The sequence below is a fragment of the Streptomyces sp. B1I3 genome (assembly GCF_030816615.1).
Classification (GTDB): Bacteria; Actinomycetota; Actinomycetes; order Streptomycetales; family Streptomycetaceae; genus Streptomyces.
The window spans coordinates 6,316,638-6,334,546 of record NZ_JAUSYD010000001.1 but is presented as its reverse complement, the minus strand read 5'-3'; the positions used below and the strand labels follow the sequence as shown (position 1 = coordinate 6,334,546).

Sequence of the window (17,909 nt, the reverse complement as noted above, 5' to 3'; positions counted from 1 at the left end):
TCACAGAGGCCGGGGCGGATCGCGGGTGCCCGGGCGGGTCGCAGGTGCCGGTGCGGGGGCGGACCGCGGGTGCGGCGAGCGTGCGCCGGTCGCGGCCACGCGTGACAAGGCCGCCGCGCAGACGGTATGCACGGGTCTCATGAGCAGCACTCAGCCCCTCCCCCTGGACGGGATCACCGTCGTCGCCGTCGAGCAGGCCGTCGCCGCCCCGTTCGCCACCCGGCAGCTCGCCGATCTGGGCGCCAGGGTCATCAAGATCGAACGTCCGGACGGGGGCGACTTCGCCCGCGGCTACGACACCGCGGCGGGCGGGCTCGCCTCCCACTTCGTGTGGTGCAACCGCGGCAAGGAGTCCGTGGCCGTCGACCTCAAGGACCCGCGCGGTCTGGACGTGGTCCGCCGGCTCGTCCAGGACGCGGACGTGTTCGTACAGAACCTCGCGCAGGGGGCGGCCGCCCGGCTCGGTCTGGACGCCGCCACCCTCTGCGCCGCGCACCCCCGTCTGGTGGCCGTGGACATCTCGGGGTACGGGCCGGACGGGCCGTACGCGCACCGGCGGGCCTACGACATGCTCGTCCAGTGCGAGGCGGGCCTGGTGTCCGTCACGGGGACCCCCGCACAGCCGGTGAAGGCGGGCGTCCCCGCCGCCGACATCGCGGCGGCGATGTACGCGTTCTCCGGCGTGCTCGCCGCACTGCTGAGGAGGGCCACCACGGGACGCGGCGGCCCGGTGGAGATCTCGATGCTGGACGCCCTGGCCGAGTGGATGGGGCATCCGCTGCACCACGGGATGCACGGCGGCGTGGCGCCGGCGCGCACGGGCCTCGCCCATGCGGTCATCGCCCCGTACGACGCGTACCGCACCGCGGACGGGGAACAACTGCTGCTCTCCGTGCAGAACGACCGTGAATGGCGCCGGCTCGCCGGGCAGGTGCTGGAGCGGCCGGAACTGGCCGATGACCCGGACTTCGCGACGAACGCCGCGCGGACGGCGAACCGGGAGCGGACCGACGCGGTGGTGGGCGCGGCACTAGCCGGGCTGAAGGGCGAGGAGGCGCTGGCCAGGCTGGACGCGGCGGGCATCGCCTGCGCGCGGCTGAACACGGTCGCGGACGTCGCCGCCCATCCGCAGCTGGCCGCGCGGGACCGGTGGCGGGAGGTGGCCACCCCGGTCGGCGCACTGCGTGCCCTGCTGCCACCGATCGGCCTGCCGGGCGGGGCGCCGACACCGATGGGTGCCGTACCGGCGCTGGGAGAACACACCGACGCAACGCTGCGAGCCCTGGGGATGACGGGCGAGCAGAGCGCAGCACTGCGTCGGGACGGAGTGATCGCGGGTCCGGCAACGAGCGGTGGGCCGGCCCGGTGGTGACAGCCGTCGGTCAGCGGCGGCTGCCGAAGAGCGAGCGTCGCAGCCGCCGCAGCGGGGCGAAGAGCGAGACGCGCGCGCTCCTGCTCCTGCGGGTGTGCGAGGCGTCGCGCGAGGTGAGCTCGAGCATCAGCAGCGTCGCTTCCGCGGACTCGCGCTGCGGAACGGCGGGGCCGCCCAGCACTGCGAGATGGCGGTCGAGGCGCGAACTGGTCGCACTGCTCCCGCATGTAATGGCAGGCACACGCGGCCTGCTGCGCACCGTTATCTGTTCCATGTCACTCCCCACCCGTACGAGGGCACCCGGCCCGGGCAGGTTAACCCTATCGTCCCGCGCTGACACTCGTGTATCCCGGCCGCAGGATTGCACACACGTACACGGAGGTTGACGGCCCGTTACCGGATTCGGCATGTTGCGGGCCCTGTTGGGGCGGTCCGGTGCCGATATGCCGGGATCGGGGAGGAGTCCCCGGTGGACGGAGTCTCCTCCCCGGCGGACATGCCGGCCGGGCGCGCCGGGTGATGGGCGTGCGAGGGATGTGCGCGAACGCGCGAGGGAGGTGCGGGGACGCGCGGTCAGGCGTTCGCGTCGAGGACGGGCAGATAACCGCCCGACTGCCCTGCCGCGGTCGGGTGGTAGGACTCGCCGATGTTGAGCCAGTTGACGCTGTGCAGCCAGGCGCTGCCCGAGCAGATCTCGTGCCCGGTGAAGGTCGGGGTGACGTCACCGAAGGTGAAACCGTGGTCGGCGGCCCGTTTGGCGGTGGCCGCGTTGAGGTAGTCGGCGGCGCCGTTGATGGCGGTGCGCTCGTTCTCGCTCAGTCCGGCGAGACAACCGCCGCCGAGCTTGTAGAAGCGGGGGTAGCCGAGGACGACGACGTGGGCGGAGGGCGCCTTGGCACTGATCGCGGAGTACACCGCGTCCAGCTTGCCGGGCAGGGTGGAGTCGACGTAGCCGCGGGCGGTGGCGACCCGGCTCAGGCAGGTGGCCTCGGACTGCAGGACACAGGTGGTCATGACGTCGGCGAAGCCCGCGTCGTTGCCGCCGATGGAGATCGACACGAGGTCGGTCGAGGAGTTGAGCGGGCCGAGCTGACCGGCCGTGACGTCACCCGTCCTGGCCCCCGAGCATGCGGTGAAGGCGAACGAGGCCGGGGCGTTGGCCGCCTTCCAGAGGACCGGGTAGGCGCGGGTGCTGCGCTTGCAGTCACCGCTCGCACTGTCGTAACTGCCGGCCCCGACGCCCGAGGAGTACGAGTCGCCGAGCGCCACGTAGTCGACGGCCTGGACGGATTCGCCGGCGGTGGCGACGCTCGCGCCGGTCAGCGCGAGAGCGACGCCGAGCAGGAGAGAGGACGAGAACGCCACGAGTCTGGACATTTTCATGGAACCTCCTTGGGCAGGATCTCTGCCTACTCCGTGGTAGCCCACCAACGGCCTTTCCGGAAGTGTCCATGCCAAAAACGTTGAACCGGAGTGCCTCAGAGGCGTGCTGACCGAACGACAGTCCGACTCGGCGTGCGGCGCATCGGGTCGAGGGCGCCCGCACTCGCGTCCGGACGAACCGGGCGTGTGTCATCGCCGCACGCACGGGGGCAGCTGGTGAAACCTGGGTGCGCGGGCTGCCGCCGTGCCGGATCATGGACGCCATGTCTGCCAACCCCGAGTCCGCTCTGCCGATCCGGCTCAACGTCGACGACGGCGATTCGCCGTCCGACGTCGTGGACGCGCTGTTCCTCGGCCGCTTCACGACGGGCGAGCAGCCGTACTCGCACAGTTCCTCGCTCGACCGGGTGAAGTCGGGGGCCACCCTGCTCCCACCGGCGGCCACGGTGCTGCGGGCAGCCCGTGACGGCGACCGCAGCGCCACGCTCGCCGAGGGTGAGGGATGGACGCTGCTGATCTCGCGATGGAACCGCGGGGCCGACGTCACCGTCACGGCCACCAGCGCCGAGCTGGCGGAGCAGGTGCTGGCCCAGGCGACCGACGGCGCGCAGGACGAGCCGGAGCCGCAGCCGGAGAACGTGCCGATGGGATTCTGGTACGTCTCCCCGCGCCGCGGCCCGCATCGCACCACCCGGCAGATCGCCGCCGGCACGTGGGACGAGATCCGCGCCAACTACACCGCTCCGGTCGCCGATGCCATGGGCCGGCTGATGAAGGTGACCCCGGACGACATCACCGGCCGGCTGCTCCTGCTCCACGGCCCCCCGGGCACCGGCAAGACCTCGGCGCTGCGCACGCTCGCGCGGTCCTGGCGTGACTGGTGCCAGGTCGACTGCGTGCTCGATCCGGAGCAGCTCTTCAACGACGTCGGCTATCTGATGGACATCGCCATCGGCGAGGACGACAGCTCGGCGAAGGGCCGGTGGCGGCTGCTGCTGCTGGAGGACTGCGACGAGCTGATCCGCGGTGAGGCCAAGCACACGGCCGGCCAGGCCCTGTCCCGGCTGCTGAATCTGACGGACGGTCTGCTGGGCCAGGGCCGCAAGGTGCTGGTGGGCGTGACGACCAACGAGGACCTGGAGCGGCTGCACCCCGCGGTCGTCAGGCCCGGCCGCTGCCTGGCCCGGATCGAGGTGGGTTCGCTGACCCGCGCCGAGTCGGTGTCCTGGCTGGGCACCGAGGAGGGCGTCGGGCGGGAGGGCACGACCCTCGCGGAGCTGTACGCGCTGCGGCGGGGCAGCGGCCCCGCATCCGTGCCGAAGCAGGACGCGGGGGCGGACGCGGGGCTGTACCTCTGAGACGCGGGCCGGACTGCCGAAGGCCTTCCCCGAGCCGGCTGACCCGCGGCTCCGGGGGCTGACGCGGCCTAACCCGGGTAGGCCGCGCGGACCGCGTCCTCGGCCAGTGCGAGCGCCTCGGCACGGGACAGGCCGAGGCGCCGGGCCTGACCGGCGTACTCCTGGGCGGCGGTCGCCGCCTTGCGCGCCGCGGCATCGCCCGCGGCCGCGACGAACGTGCCGTTGCGGCCCCGGGTCTCGATCACCCCGTCGGCCTCCAGCGCGCGGTAGGCCTTGGCGACGGTGTTCGCGGCCAGGCCCAGGTCCTCGGCGAGGCCGCGTACGGTCGGGAGCCGGTAGCCGACGGGCAGCGCCCCCGAGCGTGCCTGTTCGGAGAGCTGCGTGCGCAGTTGCTCGTACGGGGCGGTGGCGGAGTCCGGGTCAACGGCGATCGTCAGGGTCACGGGCCGATTCTCCCCCACCACCGGAAATTCGGAGGCGGGCGCCCCGCCCTCCCGCGTACCGTCCCCCGCATGACGGTGATCGTTCGTGAGGTCCGGCCCGCCGACGCGGAACCCCCGTACCGGGAACGACGCGGGGGACGGCCCCAGGCCGGCCGTCGACGCGCGCTTCGGCTATGACATCTGCGCAACGGAGGTACGTCATGTCCACCCCCTCGCCCGTCGGGTCCGGGGCCACTCTCACCGTCGCCCTGGTCAAGGCAGGCCGTACCAAGATCCGCTACCCGGCCGAGCCGGTCCGTGACGACGGCACCCGCATCACCGTCCGGGCCCCGTGGGCGGCCCCCGGCGTCCGGGACTTCGGATTCGTGCGGTTCGAGCCGGGCGATGTCTTCACGGAGCACTACTGGCGCGACAGGTGGTTCGCGGTGAAGGAGGTCCGCACCGGTGGTGGGGTGCTGAAGGGCTGGTACTGCGACGTCACCCGGCCCGCAGTCCTGCGCGGCGACGAACTCCTGGTCGAGGACCTCGACCTCGACCTCTGGGTGTCGGCGGACGGCTCGTCCGTCCTGCGGCTGGACGAGGACGAGTTCGCGGAGAGCGGCCTCGCCGACCGGGACCCCGTAGCGGCTCGGGCCGCCGTGCGGGCACTGGACGAGCTCGAACACCTGGCCCGGACCGAGGGGTTGGCGGGACTGGTCGGCGAGCGGCCCTAAGGGGTCCGCGGCGTCCCGCCGTCCGACGGGCGGGCCGGGCGCGGTCTCGCGGACCCGGCCCCGGCGGCCCCGCCGGACACCTGAGGAGCGATCAGCTCCACCTCGAACCCGGCCGTGTTCTCCAGGTACGCCGCGTAGTGCCCGCTGCCGCCGGCGTACGGATGGCGGTCCGGGAAGAGCAGCCGCCAGCCCCGGCCGGGGGCGACTGCCACCAGCGCGTCGAGGGCGGGCCGGTCCCGCACGTGGAACGCCAGGTGGTTGAGCCCGGGCCGCAGCCGCTCGTGCGTGCGCGCCGTCAGGTCCGGAGACTGTTCGACCACCACATAGGTGTCACCGCGCCGCCAGCTGCGGCCGTGCGTCCAGCGCTGGTACGGGACGTGGCCCAGCTCGCGGAGCAGCCAGTCCCACTCCGCCTCGGCCCGTGCCAGGTCGGGTGTCCACAGCTCGATGTGGTGCAAGCGGCCGGTGGGGGCCACGGCCACCGGGACCGGGACGGCCCGCCGGTCCCCGTCGGGGGCGTACCCGACGGTGTCACCGTCCTCGTGCCAGTGGATCAGGAAGCGCTCCTCGGCGCGGTAGCCGTCGAGTCCCGCGCGGCAGTAGGCGACCATGTCGTCGGGCAGGGCCTCCAGCGGGAACCAGCCGAGCTCGGAGCACTTCTCCGGTTCGGTGTTGCGGGGCGGGCGGTCGGGGTCGTACTCCGCCTCGAAGAACCAGCCCATCCTGGGGTTGCCGCCGGGCCCCCGGTGCTGCATCACCAGGGCGACGCGGAGCTCGTCCGGATCGAGGACCACGCCGATCTCCTCGGCCGCCTCCCTGATCATCGCCTCCCGGACGTCCTCCCCGTCCTCGGCGTGGCCGGAGGGTGCGTGGAGCAGCCCGTCCGCGTATCCGGTGCCGGCCCGCCGGGCCAGCAGCACGTCGGGACCCCGGCGGAGGATCAGGTGGACGTCGACGACCTCCCTGTGCCGGCGCACCGGCTCGGCGCGGACGACCAGGGCGTAGCGTTCGTCGTCGACCTCCTTGCCCCAGAGCCGGGCGTCGCCGGAGAGCGGCTCGTGGTGGACGCGCTCCGTGTGGGGGGCGAGCAGGGCGGTGAGGCGGGCCGCGGAGAGTCCCACGCCGCCCCACACCCCCTCGATCAGCACCAGCCGCCCGCCGGGCCGCAGCAGGGCGAACCAGTGGCGCAGCACGGCCGCGGGGTCGGGCAGCAGCCAGACCACGTGCCGGGCGAGGATCACGTCGAACCGCTGTCCGCCGACGGGCGGCCGGCCGGCGTCGCCCACGAGGACCTCGGTGCCGGTCCCGGCGAGTTTTGCGCGCGCCTGCTCGGCCATGCGCGGGGACCGGTCGACGGCGGTGACGCGGTGTCCCTGGGTCGCGGCAAGCAGCGCGAGGCTGCCCGTGCCGCACCCGAGGTCGAGGACCTCGGAGCGGACGGTGGGCAGCCAGGTCTCCATCCGCTGCGCCCAGGCGCTGCGGACCACCGGGTCGAGCAGCCCGTGGTCGGGCTCCTCGTCGAAGGAGTCGGCGGCGGCGTCCCAGTCGATCGTGGTCATGGGGTGATCCTGTCAGCCGCCACCGACGACGCGTCAGGCCCGGAGGCGGGTGATCAGCTTCTTGACCAGCGGCCAGGCGAGGATGAGCACGACGATCGCGTACACCGTCACGGAGAACGGCGTGTTGACCAGGCCGCTCACGCTGCCGTCACTGATCTGCAGGGCGCGCCGCAGCTGCTGTTCGGCGGCCGGGCCGAGGATGACGCCGATCACCGCGGGGAGCACCGGCAGCCCGTACCTGCGCATCCCGAATCCGATCAGCCCGATCACCAGCAGGATCACCAGGTCGAAGGCCTCCCCGCCGACCGCGTACGCACCGACGGCGGCGAAGAACAGGATGCCCGCGTAGAGGTAGGGGCGCGGGATCCGCAGCAGCTTCGCCCACAGCGGTGCCAGCGGCAGGTTGAGGGCGAGCAGCAGCACCATGCCGACGAAGAGTGAGGCGATCAGGCCCCACACCAACTCCGGTTCGCGTTCGAACAGGAGCGGGCCCGGCTGGATTCCGTACTGCTGGAAGGCGGCCAGCATCACGGCTGCGACGGCCGTGGTGGGCAGGCCGAGGGTGAGCATGGAGACCAGGGTCCCGGCGGCGGAGGCGGAGGCCGCCGACTCCGGTCCCGCGACGCCTTCGATGGCGCCCTTGCCGAACTGGTCACGGTGCTTGGAGAGCCGCTTCTCGGTGACGTACGAGAGGAAGGTGGGGATCTCCGCGCCGCCCGCCGGTATCGCGCCGAAGGGGAAGCCGATGAGGGGCCCGCGCAGCCAGGACTTCCAGGTGCGCCGGACGTCGTCCCTGCCGAGCCAGGGGCGGCCGACGGGGATCGGCTCTCCGGTGGAGCGGCGCAGATGTGCGGCGACCCAGAGGGCCTCGCCGATGGCGAAGAGCCCGACCGCGACGATCACCACGTCGACACCGTCGGCCAGTTGGAGCGAACCGAAGGTCAGCCGCTGCTGGCCGGTCATCTGGTCCAGCCCGACGAGCCCGATGGTGAGGCCGATGAGCAGGGATGCGAGGCCGCGGATCCGGGAGGAGCCGAGGACGGAGGTCACGGCGATGAAGGCCAGCACCATGATGGCGAAGTAGTCCGGCGCCCCGATGTCGACGGCGAGGGAGGCGACGGTCGGGGCGAGGATGACGAGCAGGATCGTGCCGATCATGCCGCCGGTGAAGTGCCCGATGGCAGCGGCGGCGAGCGCCTGTGCGCCGCGCCCGGCCTTCGCCATGGGGTTGCCTTCGATCGCGGCGACGACGGCCGCACTCTCCCCGGGTGTGTTGAGGAGGATCGAGGTGGTGGAGCCGCCGAACATGGCGCCGTAGTAGATCCCGGCGAACATGATGAAGGCGCCGGTCGGTTCGAGCCCGTACGTCACCGGCAGCAACAGGGCGACGGCCATGGCTGGTCCGATGCCGGGGAGTACGCCGATCGCCGTGCCGAGCAGGACGCCGAGCGCGGCCCAGAGCAGGTTGACCGGCGTGAGCGCCGTGCCGAAGCCGTCGATGAGGGAGTTGAGGGAATCCATCGGTCAGAGCACCCCCATCAGCGGGCCGCCCGGAAGGGGGACGCCGAGCAGGTTGTCGAAGACGAAGTAGGTCACCAGGGAGAGCCCGGCGGCGATGAGGGGGTCGCGGTCGTGGTGGCGGCTGCCGAGCGCGTAGGCGGAGCCCCAGAAGAGGAGGGCGCCCGAGATGGGGAAGCCGAGCGGCCCGATGAGGACGGCGAAGGCGAGGAAGACCCCGGTGAGCAGGGCGACGGTCCGCCGGTCGGCGGGTTCGCCGAGGTCGACGTCCTCGCCGCCCTCCGCCTCTCCCCGGCCGCCGCGCAGGACGTCGACGGCGAGGAGGAGGGCCACGACGAGCAGGCCGGCCCCCACCACGACGGGGACGGTCCTGGGGCCGACGGGCCCGCGCTGGGTGAGGTCCACGCTCATCGTGAGGGCGTCGGTCAGGACGAGGACGCCCAGCACGAGCAGCAGGAAGCAGACGCCGAGTTCGGAGTGCTCGCGCAACCAGGAGCGCGCGGTGGTGGGCCGGGGTGGTGGTGTCGTTCCGTTCGTCACAGTCCCAGCTCCTTCAGGACGGTGGCGACGCGGCGGTCCTGGCCGTCCAGGAACTCCCCGAAGGCGTCGCCGGGGAGGAAGGCGTCGTCCCAGCCGTTCTTCTCCATGGAGTCGCGCCACTCCTTCGAGCCGTGCAGCTTCGTCACCAGTCCGACGAGTTTGTCGCGTTCGGCGTCGGAGAGGCCGGGCGGTGCGACGATTCCGCGCCAGTTGGTGAAGTCGGTGTCGAGACCGGCCTCGCGGAGGGTGGGCGCGTCGAGGCCCGGGACCCGCTTCGGGCCGGTGACGGCGAGCAGTCGCAGCTCGCCTGCCTCGATCTGGTCGAGGTACTCGCCGACCCCGGAGACGCCGAAGCCGACCTTGTCACCCAGGATCGAGGCGAGCAGTTCCCCGCCGCCGTCGAAGGGGATGTAGTTGACCTCCTTGGGCGCGATCCCGGCGGCCTTCGCCATCAGCATGGGTGCCAGGTGGTCGGGGCCACCGGGTGAGGAACCGCCGCCGACGGGGATCTTCCCGGGGTCCTTCTTCCAGGCGGTGAGCAGCTGGTCGATCGTCCGGTACGGGGAGTCCTTGGAGACGACGACGATGTCCTGCTCCTCGGTGAGCCGGGCGATCGGGGTGGTGTCGGCGAGGGACTTGGGCGACTTGTTGGTGTGGACCGCGCCCACGACCCCGAGACCCATGGACATGGCGAGCTTGCCGTTTCCGTGCTCGCCGACCAGCCGGGTCACCCCGACGGTGCCACCGGCGCCGGGGAGGTTGAACACCTCGATGCCGTGGGTGAGACCGGCGTCCTCGGCGTTCTTCGCGGCGGTACGGGCGGTGATGTCGTAACCGCCGCCGGGTGAGTTGGGGACCATGAAGCGCAGTCCGGGTATCTGCGTGCCGGTGTCGGAGCCGCTGCCGGTGGAGAGCAGTGGTGGTCCCAGGACCACCAGCAGCGCCGCCCCGAACAGGGCGAGTGGAGTGCGCGATCGCACCTGGTGCCGCCTTTCGAGCCGAGCGTGGACATGTGTGAGGTGGCCCACATGTTGCCTGCGCGTTGACCAGCTGTCGCCGTTCCGGAACCAACGGACGTTGTGGTCGTTGTGGTCGCGACCTACCGTGTCGGGCGTGACGACAGTGCTGGTGGTGGACGACGACTTCATGGTCGCGAAGCTGCACAGCCGCTATGTGTCCGCGATGGACGGGTTCACGGTCGTCGGCGTGGCCCACAGCGGCGCCGAAGCGCTGCGCGCGGCTCGCCGGCTGCGCCCCGACCTCGTACTCCTCGACATCTATCTGCCCGACATGGACGGCATCGATGTACTGCGGGAGCTGCGCGCCGCGGAGGGGCGGGACGGGGGGACGCACAGTGCGGACGCCCTCTTCATCACTGCCGCCCGGGACGCCGGGGTGGTCAGGGCCGCCCTGCGGGCAGGCGCCCTGCACTACCTGATCAAGCCGTTCCACCGCGCGGCACTGCAGGAGCAGCTCCTCCATGTCGCCTCGCTGCGCCATCGTCTGGACGCGCTCGACGAGGCCAGGCAGGAGGCACGCCAGGAGGACGTGGACCGCATCTTCGGCACCCGCCCCCCGGGCTCCCGCGAGCTGCCCAAGGGCCTGGCGGCCCACACCGCGGACCTGGTGGAACGGGTCCTGCGCGAGCATCCGGACGGCCTGTCGGCCTCGGAGTGCGCGGAGGCGGGCACCCTGTCCCGGGTCAGCGCGCGCCGCTACCTGGAGTACTTCGCGGTGACCGGCCGGGCCGAGGTGTCGTTGCGCTACGGCGGAACGGGCCGGCCGGAGCGCCGCTACCGCGCGGTGTCCTGAGCCGCTCCCGCCGCGCAGCCGTCCTGTTCACGTACGGCTCGGCCCCCGGCCGTACGTGAGGCCCCACCGGGTGAGGCCCCGCCGGGGGCAGGGGGCGGCCGGGGCCCGCCCGCGAACCACGGCTCCCCTCCCGGCGTCACGGCTCGGAAGAGGCCCACGGCCGTCCGATCCCGATGGCTCTCTTAGCGCTCCCTTAAGTCCACCATAACGATCGCCACCTGCGGCTTTCCACGGCTGAACACGCCCTCGACGGCGGCTAGTTTGCTGATCACCGACACGGGGTCCGTCCCGCCGGTGCCGCATCCGTACGGGGGGCCGCACCGCCGTGCGGACCCTGTGCCGCGCCCTCGCAGACGCGTCCGCCGAAGGAGACCCACCACCATGGCCGTCATCACGACCGCTCGCCGCAGCCTCGCCGGAATCGTCACGCTCGGCGTCGCGCCACTCGCGCTGACGGGGCTGTCCGCCTCGCCGGCCGCCGCGCACGGTTCGCCGACCGACCCGGTGAGCCGGGTCTCGGCCTGTTTCGCGGAGGGTCCGGAGAACCCGAAGTCCGCCGCGTGCCGGGCGGCGGTCGCGGCGGGCGGGACGCAGGCGCTGTACGACTGGAACGGCGTGAACATCGCCGGCGCGGCCGGGAAACACCGTGAGCTGATCCCGGACGGCGAACTGTGCAGCGCGGGCAACGACAAGTTCAAGGGGCTCGACCTGCCGCGCTCCGACTGGCCGTCCACCGCGATGGAGGCCGGCAGCCACACGTTCCGCTTCCGTGCGACCGCCCCGCACAAGGGGACGTTCGAGCTGTACCTGACTGACGCCGGCTACGACCCGTCACAGCCCCTGAAGTGGTCGGACCTCCAGGAGAAGCCGTTCGCCGCGGCCACCGACCCGGCGCTGGAGAACGGTTCGTACGTCTTCGAGGGGACCGTGCCGCAGGCGTCGGGGCGGCAGCTGATCTACACGATCTGGCAGCGGTCGGACTCCTCCGAGGCCTTCTACGCCTGCTCCGACGTGGTCTTCGGCGGCGGAGGGACGGGCGGCGGTCCGGTCGCGGCGGTCCCGGCACCGACCGCGTCCGCCCCGTCGGAGCAGGACATCGACCAGGGCGCCGGCAAGTCGTCCGTCGAGCACGCCGGACACGGGGACGACGACGCCTCGACCGGCGCGAAGGTCACGGAGGCGGCCCCCGCCGACGGGACCGGTCCGGTGGACGAGGCGGACGGTGCGGCCCCGGTGGACGGTGGCAACGCTCCCGAGGCGAAGAACGCCGCCGCGTCCGTCGAGGCCCCCGCGGGTGAGGAGAGCCTCGCCGAGACCGGCGGTGACGGCTCCACCCCGTACCTCGCGGCCGGCGGAGCGGCGGCGCTGGCCATCGGCGCGAGCGCCCTGTTCGCCTCGGTCCGCCGCCGTGCGGCCGGTGGCGCGCCCCGCGGCTGATCGGGCGGCTGCCGGGCCCCTGTGGCGAGGCCCGGCGGCCCGGGCCGGCCGGGGACGGCCGGCCCGTCTCAGGCGATGACCGAGGCGCAGGTCGTCGGGGTGGCGTGCGCCGGGTCGAGTGCGTTCTCGACCTCGTGGTAGGCGATCCGGTCGATGGTCCCGATGGCGACGTGTTCGGAGAGGTCGAGCGGACACAGGTCCTGGAGCAGGACGTTGCGTACGTTCGGCCCGTCGAGGTACTGCGTGCGGTACGGGGTCACGACTTCGTCGTAACGGGTGGCTATGACGGTGTAGCGGACGCCCGGCACGGTGTCGGGGCCCGCGTTGAGCTTGGTCATGAACGCGGAGCCGGCGACCTGGTCGGCGAGCCCCGGGGTGTGCTCGGTGAGCAGGTCCCCCGCGCCGGGGAAGTACGGCAGCAGCCCGGTCAGCCCGAGGAGTGTGGTGCCGTGGTTGTCGGGGGCCACCCCCACGAGGGAGTTCACCTTCGCGGCGCCGCCGAGGAACTTGAGGTAGTAGTTGGGCATCATGCCGCCCTGGGAGTGGCCGACGAGGTCGGCCTTCGGGGCGCCGGTGACGCCGAGGACCTTGTCGACGAACGCGCCGAGTTGTCCGGCCGACCTGTCGATCGGGCCGAGGCCGTTGAACAGCGGCACCCCGGGGAGCTGCCCGTAGTCGAGCGAGAAGACGCAGTAGCCCCGGTTGACGAGGTAGGGCGCGAGGACCAGCCAGTTGTCGATCGAGTTCCCGAAGGTTCCGTGGACCAGGACGACGGGGCGGGGGTGGGCTGCGGAGGGTTTGCAGGAGTAGTCGTTCCAGCCGCGGGAGGTGGCGGCGGCTTCCGCGGAGGCGGTGGGGGTGGCTGCGGTCGCGGTCGCCGTGGGGGTGGCGATGGCGGCGACCGCGAGGAGCAGTGCGGCGAGGGTTCGGCGTGCGCGTGGGGTACGCGGGACTCGGATCCAGGGCAGCATCGGGTGATCTCCTTGCGGCTCAAGGGAGTTGCGATGTCTGTGCGCCCTGCGGTCCGGACCACAGGTGGAACAGGGTGAATGTGCGTGGCGTTTCTATGTGCTCATGTCAAATTACGCTCGGGTAAGGTGGCGCGGGAAGTTACGCGCGGGTAAAAAATCAGCGGGCAGGAAGCCCGCACCGGCCGGCGGGGAATCAGGCGGCCAGTCGCCCCGGCTTCACCGCCTGCGGACCGAACCTCGCCCGCAGCTCGTCGGCGACCGCCTCGATGCGCCGTGCCCGCTCGTCCACCGGGTCGAAGGTGAGCTGATGGGAGGCCCGTTCCGCGTCCGTGAGCCCCTCCGCCCGCAGCGCGAGACCCCGGACGCGCGCCCGCTGCAGCCCGAACGAGTCCTGGATCCGGTACGCGAGCGCGGTGAGGTCGGCCGAGTGGGCGGTGGGCTCACGGAGCGTACGGCTCCGGGTCAGCGTCGAGTAACCGGTCCGGTCGGCGTACCGCACGGAGACCGCGAGCGAGCGGCACACCTGGCCGTCGCCGCGCAGCCTGGCACCCAGCTCCTCGGTGAGCGAGAGCAGCGCCCGGCGGTGCTGCTCCGGGTCCAGTTCGTCGCGCGGGAAGGACCGTTCGGCCGCGATCGACCTGGCGGCCGCGTTCGGCACGACCCGCGTACGGTCGATGCCGTTCGCCCGCTCCCACAGCTCGCGCCCGGTCCGCACCCCGGCGATCCGCTGCAGGGTGGCGAGCGGCGCGGCGGCGATCCGGCCGATGGAGTCGAGACCGTATCCGCACAGGGTGCGTGCGGTCGCGGCCCCGACGCCGTCCAGCGCGGCGGCGGGCCTGTGCTCGAGGAAGCCGGCGACCTCCCGGGCGGGCACCACGAAGGTCGTCCCGGGCGCCGCCTGCCGCGCCGCCATCCTGGCCAGCATGGGATTCGGGGCCGCCCCGATCGCACAGTCCACACCGTGCAGGGCGAGCGCGCGGACCCTGATCACCGAGGCCAGCCCCGCCGGGGCCTGCCCGAAGTAGCGCAGGGAGCCACCGACGTCGGCGAGTGCCCCGTCGGGGGGCGCCGCCTCGACGACAGGGGTGAACGCGCCGAGGAGGGCGAGCAGCCCCTCGTAACCGGCGCTGTCCGGCAGCCCTCCGCCGATCCGGCGGAAGCGCAGGCACAGGACAGTCGGCTGCTCACCCATGTCCGTCAGCTGCTCGCCCACATCCGCCGACTGCTCACCCATGACCGGCGACTGCTCACTCATGGCTGTCAGCTGCTGCTCACGGACGGCTTTCGGTCGCTCGCTCATCCCGCACTCCCCGGGCTCTGGTGCCACAACTTCCTTCCGGTGGGCGCCCCTTCACCGGCCGGCTGGAGATCGGCCCACGGGTTCATCTCGTAGCCCGTGGACAGGCGGATCCGGCGTCCGGGCGCTCCTTCCGCCTCCGCCTCCTCCTCGGCAGCGGGCACCTCGGCCAGCCGTGCGGCGACCGCGTCGAGTCCGCCGCTGCGCCGCAGCTCGGCCAGCTCCGCCAGATTCCAGGCCGCCGACCCCACCACGCTCATGCTGCGCGCACCGCGCCGCTGGACCACACCGCGCACCAGCAGCAGCCAGGAGTGGAAGACGGTGTGCGCGCAGGAGGCGTGGCTGTCCTCGAAGAAGGCCAGGTCCACCAGGCCCGTCCCGTCGTCCAGGGTGGTGAAGACGACCCGGCGGCCGGAGCGGATCGGTGGGGTCTGGGTGGCCACCTTGGCGCCCGCGACCAGCACGGTCTCGCCGTGCCGGGCCTCGCGCAGCCGCTTGGCGGAGAGCGCCCCGAGCTCCTCCAGGAAGGCGTGGTGGTCACCCATCAGGTGGCGTGACACATCCATGCTGAGGACGCCGAGCTCGGCGCTGAGGCGTTCGGCGTCGTTGAGGTCGGGCAGACCTATGGTGCCGGTCCGGTGCCCGTCGCCGAGCGGGAGCTGGGCTCCCCCGGCTCCGGACCCCCGCTGGGCGCGGTGGAGTTCGGACAGGTGCAGCAGCAGATCCCGGCGGTTGGCACCGAAGGCGTCCAGCGCGCCGACCTGCGCCAGCCGTTCGGCTGCCGGCTTTCCGGGCCTGGCCCGCTGCCAGAAGTCGAGCAGGGAGGCGTAGGGCTGTCCGGCCTCGATCCGGGCGACCTCGGCCTCACTGATGCCGTGGACGTCCGAGAGCGCGAGCCGCAGACCCCAGGTGTCCTCACCCCCCTTACCAGACACCAGTTCGATTCGATGGACCGCCGTGGACCTGTTCACGTCCAGCGGCAGCACCGGGACCCCGCGCCGCCGCGCGTCCGCCAGCAGCAGCCGCTTCGGGTACATCCCGGGGTCGTGCGTGAGCAGCCCGGCGTAGAAGGCCGCCGGGTGGTGCGCCTTGAGCCATGCGGACTGGTACGTCGGTACGGCGAAGGCGACCGCGTGCGCCTTGCAGAAGCCGTAGCTGCCGAACGCCTCGATGATCTCCCAGGCCCGGGCGATCACCTCCGCGTCGTACTTCCGCTCCGCCGCCCGGGCCGCGAACCAGGTCCTGATCCGGTCCTGCGACTCGGGGTCGGAGAGACCGCGCCGCACCCGGTCGGCCTCACCCCGGCCGCAGCCGGTCATGATGTCCACCATCTCGATGATCTGCTCGTGGAAGACGACGACGCCGTAGGTGCCGCGCAGCGCCTCCTCGAGGTCGGGATGGGGGTAGCGGACGGGCGCCCGGCCGTGCCTGGCCTCGATGAACGGCCGCACCATGTCGGCGGCGACGGGGCCGGGGCGGAACAGCGAGATGTCGACCACCAGGTCGTGGAAGGTGGAGGGCTGGAGCCTGCCGACCAGATCACGCTGGCCGGGCGACTCGATCTGGAAGCAGCCCAACGTCTCGGTACTGCTGATCAGCCGGTACGTCTCGGGGTCACCGGGCGGCACCGCGTCCAGGTCGACCACCTCGCCCGACGCCCGCTTCACCTCGGTGACCGCGTGCGCCATCGCCGACTGCATCCGTACGCCGAGCACGTCGAGCTTGAGCAGCCCCAGGTGCTCCACGTCGTCCTTGTCGAACTGCGCCATCGGGAAACCCTCGCCGCTGGTGGGCACGACCGGCGTGCGGCGCAGCAGCGAGTCGTCCGAGAGCAGCACTCCGCACGGGTGCATGGCGATGCCGCGCGGCAGTGCGTCCAGCGCTTCGACCAGCTCCCAGAGCCGGCCGTACTTCTCCTTCTGCCCGGCCACGGCGCGCAACTCGGGCAGCTCCTCCATCGCGGCGCGGGCGTCCCTGGCCCGGATGTGCGGGAAGGCCTTGGCGAGCCGGTCGGTCTCGGCCGGGTCCATGGACAGTGCGGCCCCGACGTCCCGGATGGCGTGGCGCACCCGGTAGGTCTCGGGCATGGAGACGGTCGCGACCCGTTCGGCGCCGAAGCGTCCGATGATCGCGCGGTAGACGTCCAGGCGGCGGGCCGACTCGACGTCGATGTCGATGTCGGGCAGCACGAAGCGCCGCTCGGACAGGAAGCGCTCCATGAGCAGTCCGTGTTCGACCGGGTCGGCGTGGGCGATTCCGAGCAGGTGGTTGACCAGGGATCCGGCCCCGGAGCCGCGCGCGGCGACCCGTATGCCCATCCCCTTCACGTCGTCGACGACCTGAGCCACCGTCAGGAAGTAGGAGGCGAAGCCGTGGTGGGCGATGATGTCCAGCTCGTGGTGCATCCGCTCCCAGTAGTCGCGCCTGCGGTCGAGCCCGCGCAGCACCATGCCCGCGGCGGCCCGGGAGGCCAGCACCCGCTGGGCGGTGCGCCGCTCCGCGCCGACGAGGTGCGGTTCGGGGAAGTGGACGGTGCCGAGGCCGAGGTCGTCCGCGGGGTCGACGAAGCAGGCGTCGGCGGTGTGCCGGGTCTCCGCGAGCAGCCGCTCCCCCGCGCCCGGCCCGAGCCCGGCGGCGGAGGTGACGCGCTCGGCGGTCTCCCGCATCGCACGGGCGTCCTTGAGCCAGCGCTCCCCGCTGTCGAGGGGGGAGCGGCGCGGGTCGACGGGGACGAGCCTGCGGGCCGAGTCGAGGACGTCGGCGACGGGCCCCTGCCCCGGATCGGCGTACCGGACGGCGTTGGTCAGGACGGCCCGCACCCCGTGCTCGGCGGCGAAGCCGACGGTACGGGCGGCGAGCCGCAGCGATCCCGGCCCGGTGCCCTCGCGGCCGTGGTGGACCGCTTCGAGGCGCAGGGCGTCACCGTAGACCTCCCGCCAGGGGGCGAGGAGCGCGGCCGCCCGGTCGGGCCGGCCGGCGGTCAGCGCGGCCCCGACCTCGGAGGCGGGACCGAGCAGCACGGTGAGCCCTTCGGCGGGCAGGGCGGAGCGGTCGAGCAGAGGTTGCCCGGAATCCGCCGTCCGGGCGTGGGCGGCGGTGACCAGGCGGCACAGCTCGGCCCAGCCGCGTGCGCCGTCCCTGGCGAGGAAGGTGGCCCGGGGGGCCGATTCGTCGACGAAGGCACCGCCGCGCACCGGGGTGCGCGGCCGGTGGGTGCGCCCGCCGCCCGTCCCCGCGGGAGGCGCCACCGCGAGCTCCACCCCGAAGAGCGGCCTGATGCCGGCTTTCCCACAGGCCCTGGCGAAGCGGACGGTGCCCGCGAGGCTGTCGCGATCGGTCAGCGCGAGGGCGTCCATCCCCCGCTCGGCGGCACGCTCGGCCAGCCGCTCCGGGTGCGAGGCCCCGTACCGCAGGGAGAACCCCGAAACGGTGTGCAGATGCGTGAAGCCTGACATCCGCGCCTCCTGGACCGATCCGTACTCACCACCCCTCGCTCTCCACCATAG

Annotated in this window: 15 protein-coding genes and 1 pseudogene; 6 read left to right on the top strand and 10 right to left on the bottom strand. The window is 72.8% G+C overall.

Annotation, left to right across the window (positions count from 1 at the left end; genetic code table 11):
• Positions 1–139 precede the first annotated feature (139 nt).
• The gene (locus QFZ58_RS28775) at positions 140–1,372 is read left to right on the top strand and encodes a CaiB/BaiF CoA-transferase family protein (RefSeq protein ID WP_307127807.1); all 1,233 of its coding nucleotides are present in this window, start codon (positions 140–142) and stop codon (positions 1,370–1,372) included.
• Positions 1,373–1,382: 10 nt separating this feature from the next.
• Here the strand turns inward: QFZ58_RS28775 and QFZ58_RS28770 are convergent, their stop codons facing one another.
• Both QFZ58_RS28770 and QFZ58_RS28765 read right to left on the bottom strand, forming a co-directional pair.
• Positions 1,383–1,646 carry a hypothetical protein gene (locus tag QFZ58_RS28770; protein WP_307127806.1) on the bottom strand — a complete coding sequence of 88 codons (264 nt, stop codon included), beginning with the start codon at positions 1,644–1,646 and terminating at the stop codon, positions 1,383–1,385.
• Between the two features lie 299 nt (positions 1,647–1,945).
• Entirely contained in the window at positions 1,946–2,755 is an 810-nt protein-coding gene (locus tag QFZ58_RS28765; protein WP_307127805.1) for an SGNH/GDSL hydrolase family protein, read from the bottom strand.
• Positions 2,756–3,009: 254 nt separating this feature from the next.
• On the opposite strand from QFZ58_RS28765, the gene QFZ58_RS28760 reads away from it, so the two are divergent.
• The gene (locus QFZ58_RS28760) at positions 3,010–4,113 is read left to right on the top strand and encodes a DUF5925 domain-containing protein (RefSeq protein ID WP_307127804.1); all 1,104 of its coding nucleotides are present in this window, start codon (positions 3,010–3,012) and stop codon (positions 4,111–4,113) included.
• A 68-nt stretch (positions 4,114–4,181) separates the two neighbouring features.
• Here QFZ58_RS28760 and QFZ58_RS28755 read toward each other — a convergent pair whose 3' ends face one another.
• Positions 4,182–4,556: a GntR family transcriptional regulator gene (locus QFZ58_RS28755; RefSeq protein ID WP_307127803.1), complete on the bottom strand. Its 375-nt coding sequence runs from the start codon at positions 4,554–4,556 to the stop codon at positions 4,182–4,184.
• A 118-nt stretch (positions 4,557–4,674) separates the two neighbouring features.
• Between QFZ58_RS28755 and QFZ58_RS28750 the strand changes: the two are divergent.
• A pseudogene (locus tag QFZ58_RS28750) lies at positions 4,675–4,857 on the top strand (hypothetical protein); the annotation flags it as partial.
• Positions 4,805–5,269 carry a DUF402 domain-containing protein gene (locus QFZ58_RS28745; protein WP_307129026.1) on the top strand — a complete coding sequence of 155 codons (465 nt, stop codon included), beginning with the start codon at positions 4,805–4,807 and terminating at the stop codon, positions 5,267–5,269. The pseudogene QFZ58_RS28750 and the gene QFZ58_RS28745, both read left to right, overlap by 53 nt.
• On the opposite strand, the gene QFZ58_RS28740 is transcribed toward QFZ58_RS28745, so the two are convergent.
• Genes QFZ58_RS28740 through QFZ58_RS28725 form a run of 4 tightly spaced genes read right to left on the bottom strand, consistent with a single transcriptional unit; the run spans position 5,266 to position 9,866 of the window.
• Positions 5,266–6,828, bottom strand: coding sequence for a trifunctional class I SAM-dependent methyltransferase/NUDIX hydrolase/VOC family protein (locus tag QFZ58_RS28740; RefSeq protein ID WP_307127802.1), 1,563 nt, complete (start codon positions 6,826–6,828; stop codon positions 5,266–5,268). The two genes, QFZ58_RS28745 and QFZ58_RS28740, sit on opposite strands and share 4 nt — an antisense overlap.
• 33 nt (positions 6,829–6,861) lie before the next feature.
• Positions 6,862–8,349, bottom strand: coding sequence for a tripartite tricarboxylate transporter permease (locus QFZ58_RS28735; RefSeq protein WP_307127801.1), 1,488 nt, complete (start codon positions 8,347–8,349; stop codon positions 6,862–6,864).
• 3 nt (positions 8,350–8,352) lie between these two features.
• Entirely contained in the window at positions 8,353–8,886 is a 534-nt protein-coding gene (locus tag QFZ58_RS28730) for a tripartite tricarboxylate transporter TctB family protein (RefSeq protein WP_307127800.1), read from the bottom strand.
• On the bottom strand, positions 8,883–9,866 hold the full coding sequence (locus QFZ58_RS28725; protein ID WP_307127799.1) for a tripartite tricarboxylate transporter substrate binding protein: 984 nt from the start codon (positions 9,864–9,866) through the stop codon (positions 8,883–8,885). The genes QFZ58_RS28730 and QFZ58_RS28725 overlap by 4 nt, the downstream gene beginning before the upstream one ends.
• A gap of 133 nt (positions 9,867–9,999) precedes the next feature.
• Here QFZ58_RS28725 and QFZ58_RS28720 point away from each other — a divergent pair, with 133 nt between their 5' ends.
• Positions 10,000–10,698 (top strand): response regulator, encoded by a 699-nt coding sequence (locus QFZ58_RS28720; protein ID WP_307127798.1) that lies wholly within the window; start codon positions 10,000–10,002, stop codon positions 10,696–10,698.
• A gap of 381 nt (positions 10,699–11,079) precedes the next feature.
• Entirely contained in the window at positions 11,080–12,135 is a 1,056-nt protein-coding gene (locus tag QFZ58_RS28715) for a lytic polysaccharide monooxygenase (RefSeq protein WP_307127797.1), read from the top strand.
• Positions 12,136–12,203: 68 nt separating this feature from the next.
• Here the strand turns inward: QFZ58_RS28715 and QFZ58_RS28710 are convergent, their stop codons facing one another.
• The 3 genes from QFZ58_RS28710 to QFZ58_RS28700 all read right to left on the bottom strand — a co-directional run bounded on the left by QFZ58_RS28710 (position 12,204) and on the right by QFZ58_RS28700 (position 17,858).
• The gene (locus QFZ58_RS28710) at positions 12,204–13,106 is read right to left on the bottom strand and encodes a triacylglycerol lipase (RefSeq protein WP_307127796.1); all 903 of its coding nucleotides are present in this window, start codon (positions 13,104–13,106) and stop codon (positions 12,204–12,206) included.
• A gap of 193 nt (positions 13,107–13,299) precedes the next feature.
• On the bottom strand, positions 13,300–14,298 hold the full coding sequence (locus QFZ58_RS28705) for a hypothetical protein (protein ID WP_307129025.1): 999 nt from the start codon (positions 14,296–14,298) through the stop codon (positions 13,300–13,302).
• 104 nt (positions 14,299–14,402) lie between these two features.
• A complete protein-coding gene (locus QFZ58_RS28700; protein WP_307127795.1) occupies positions 14,403–17,858 on the bottom strand; it encodes a DNA polymerase III subunit alpha in 3,456 nt (1,151 codons plus the stop codon).
• Positions 17,859–17,909 lie beyond the last annotated feature (51 nt).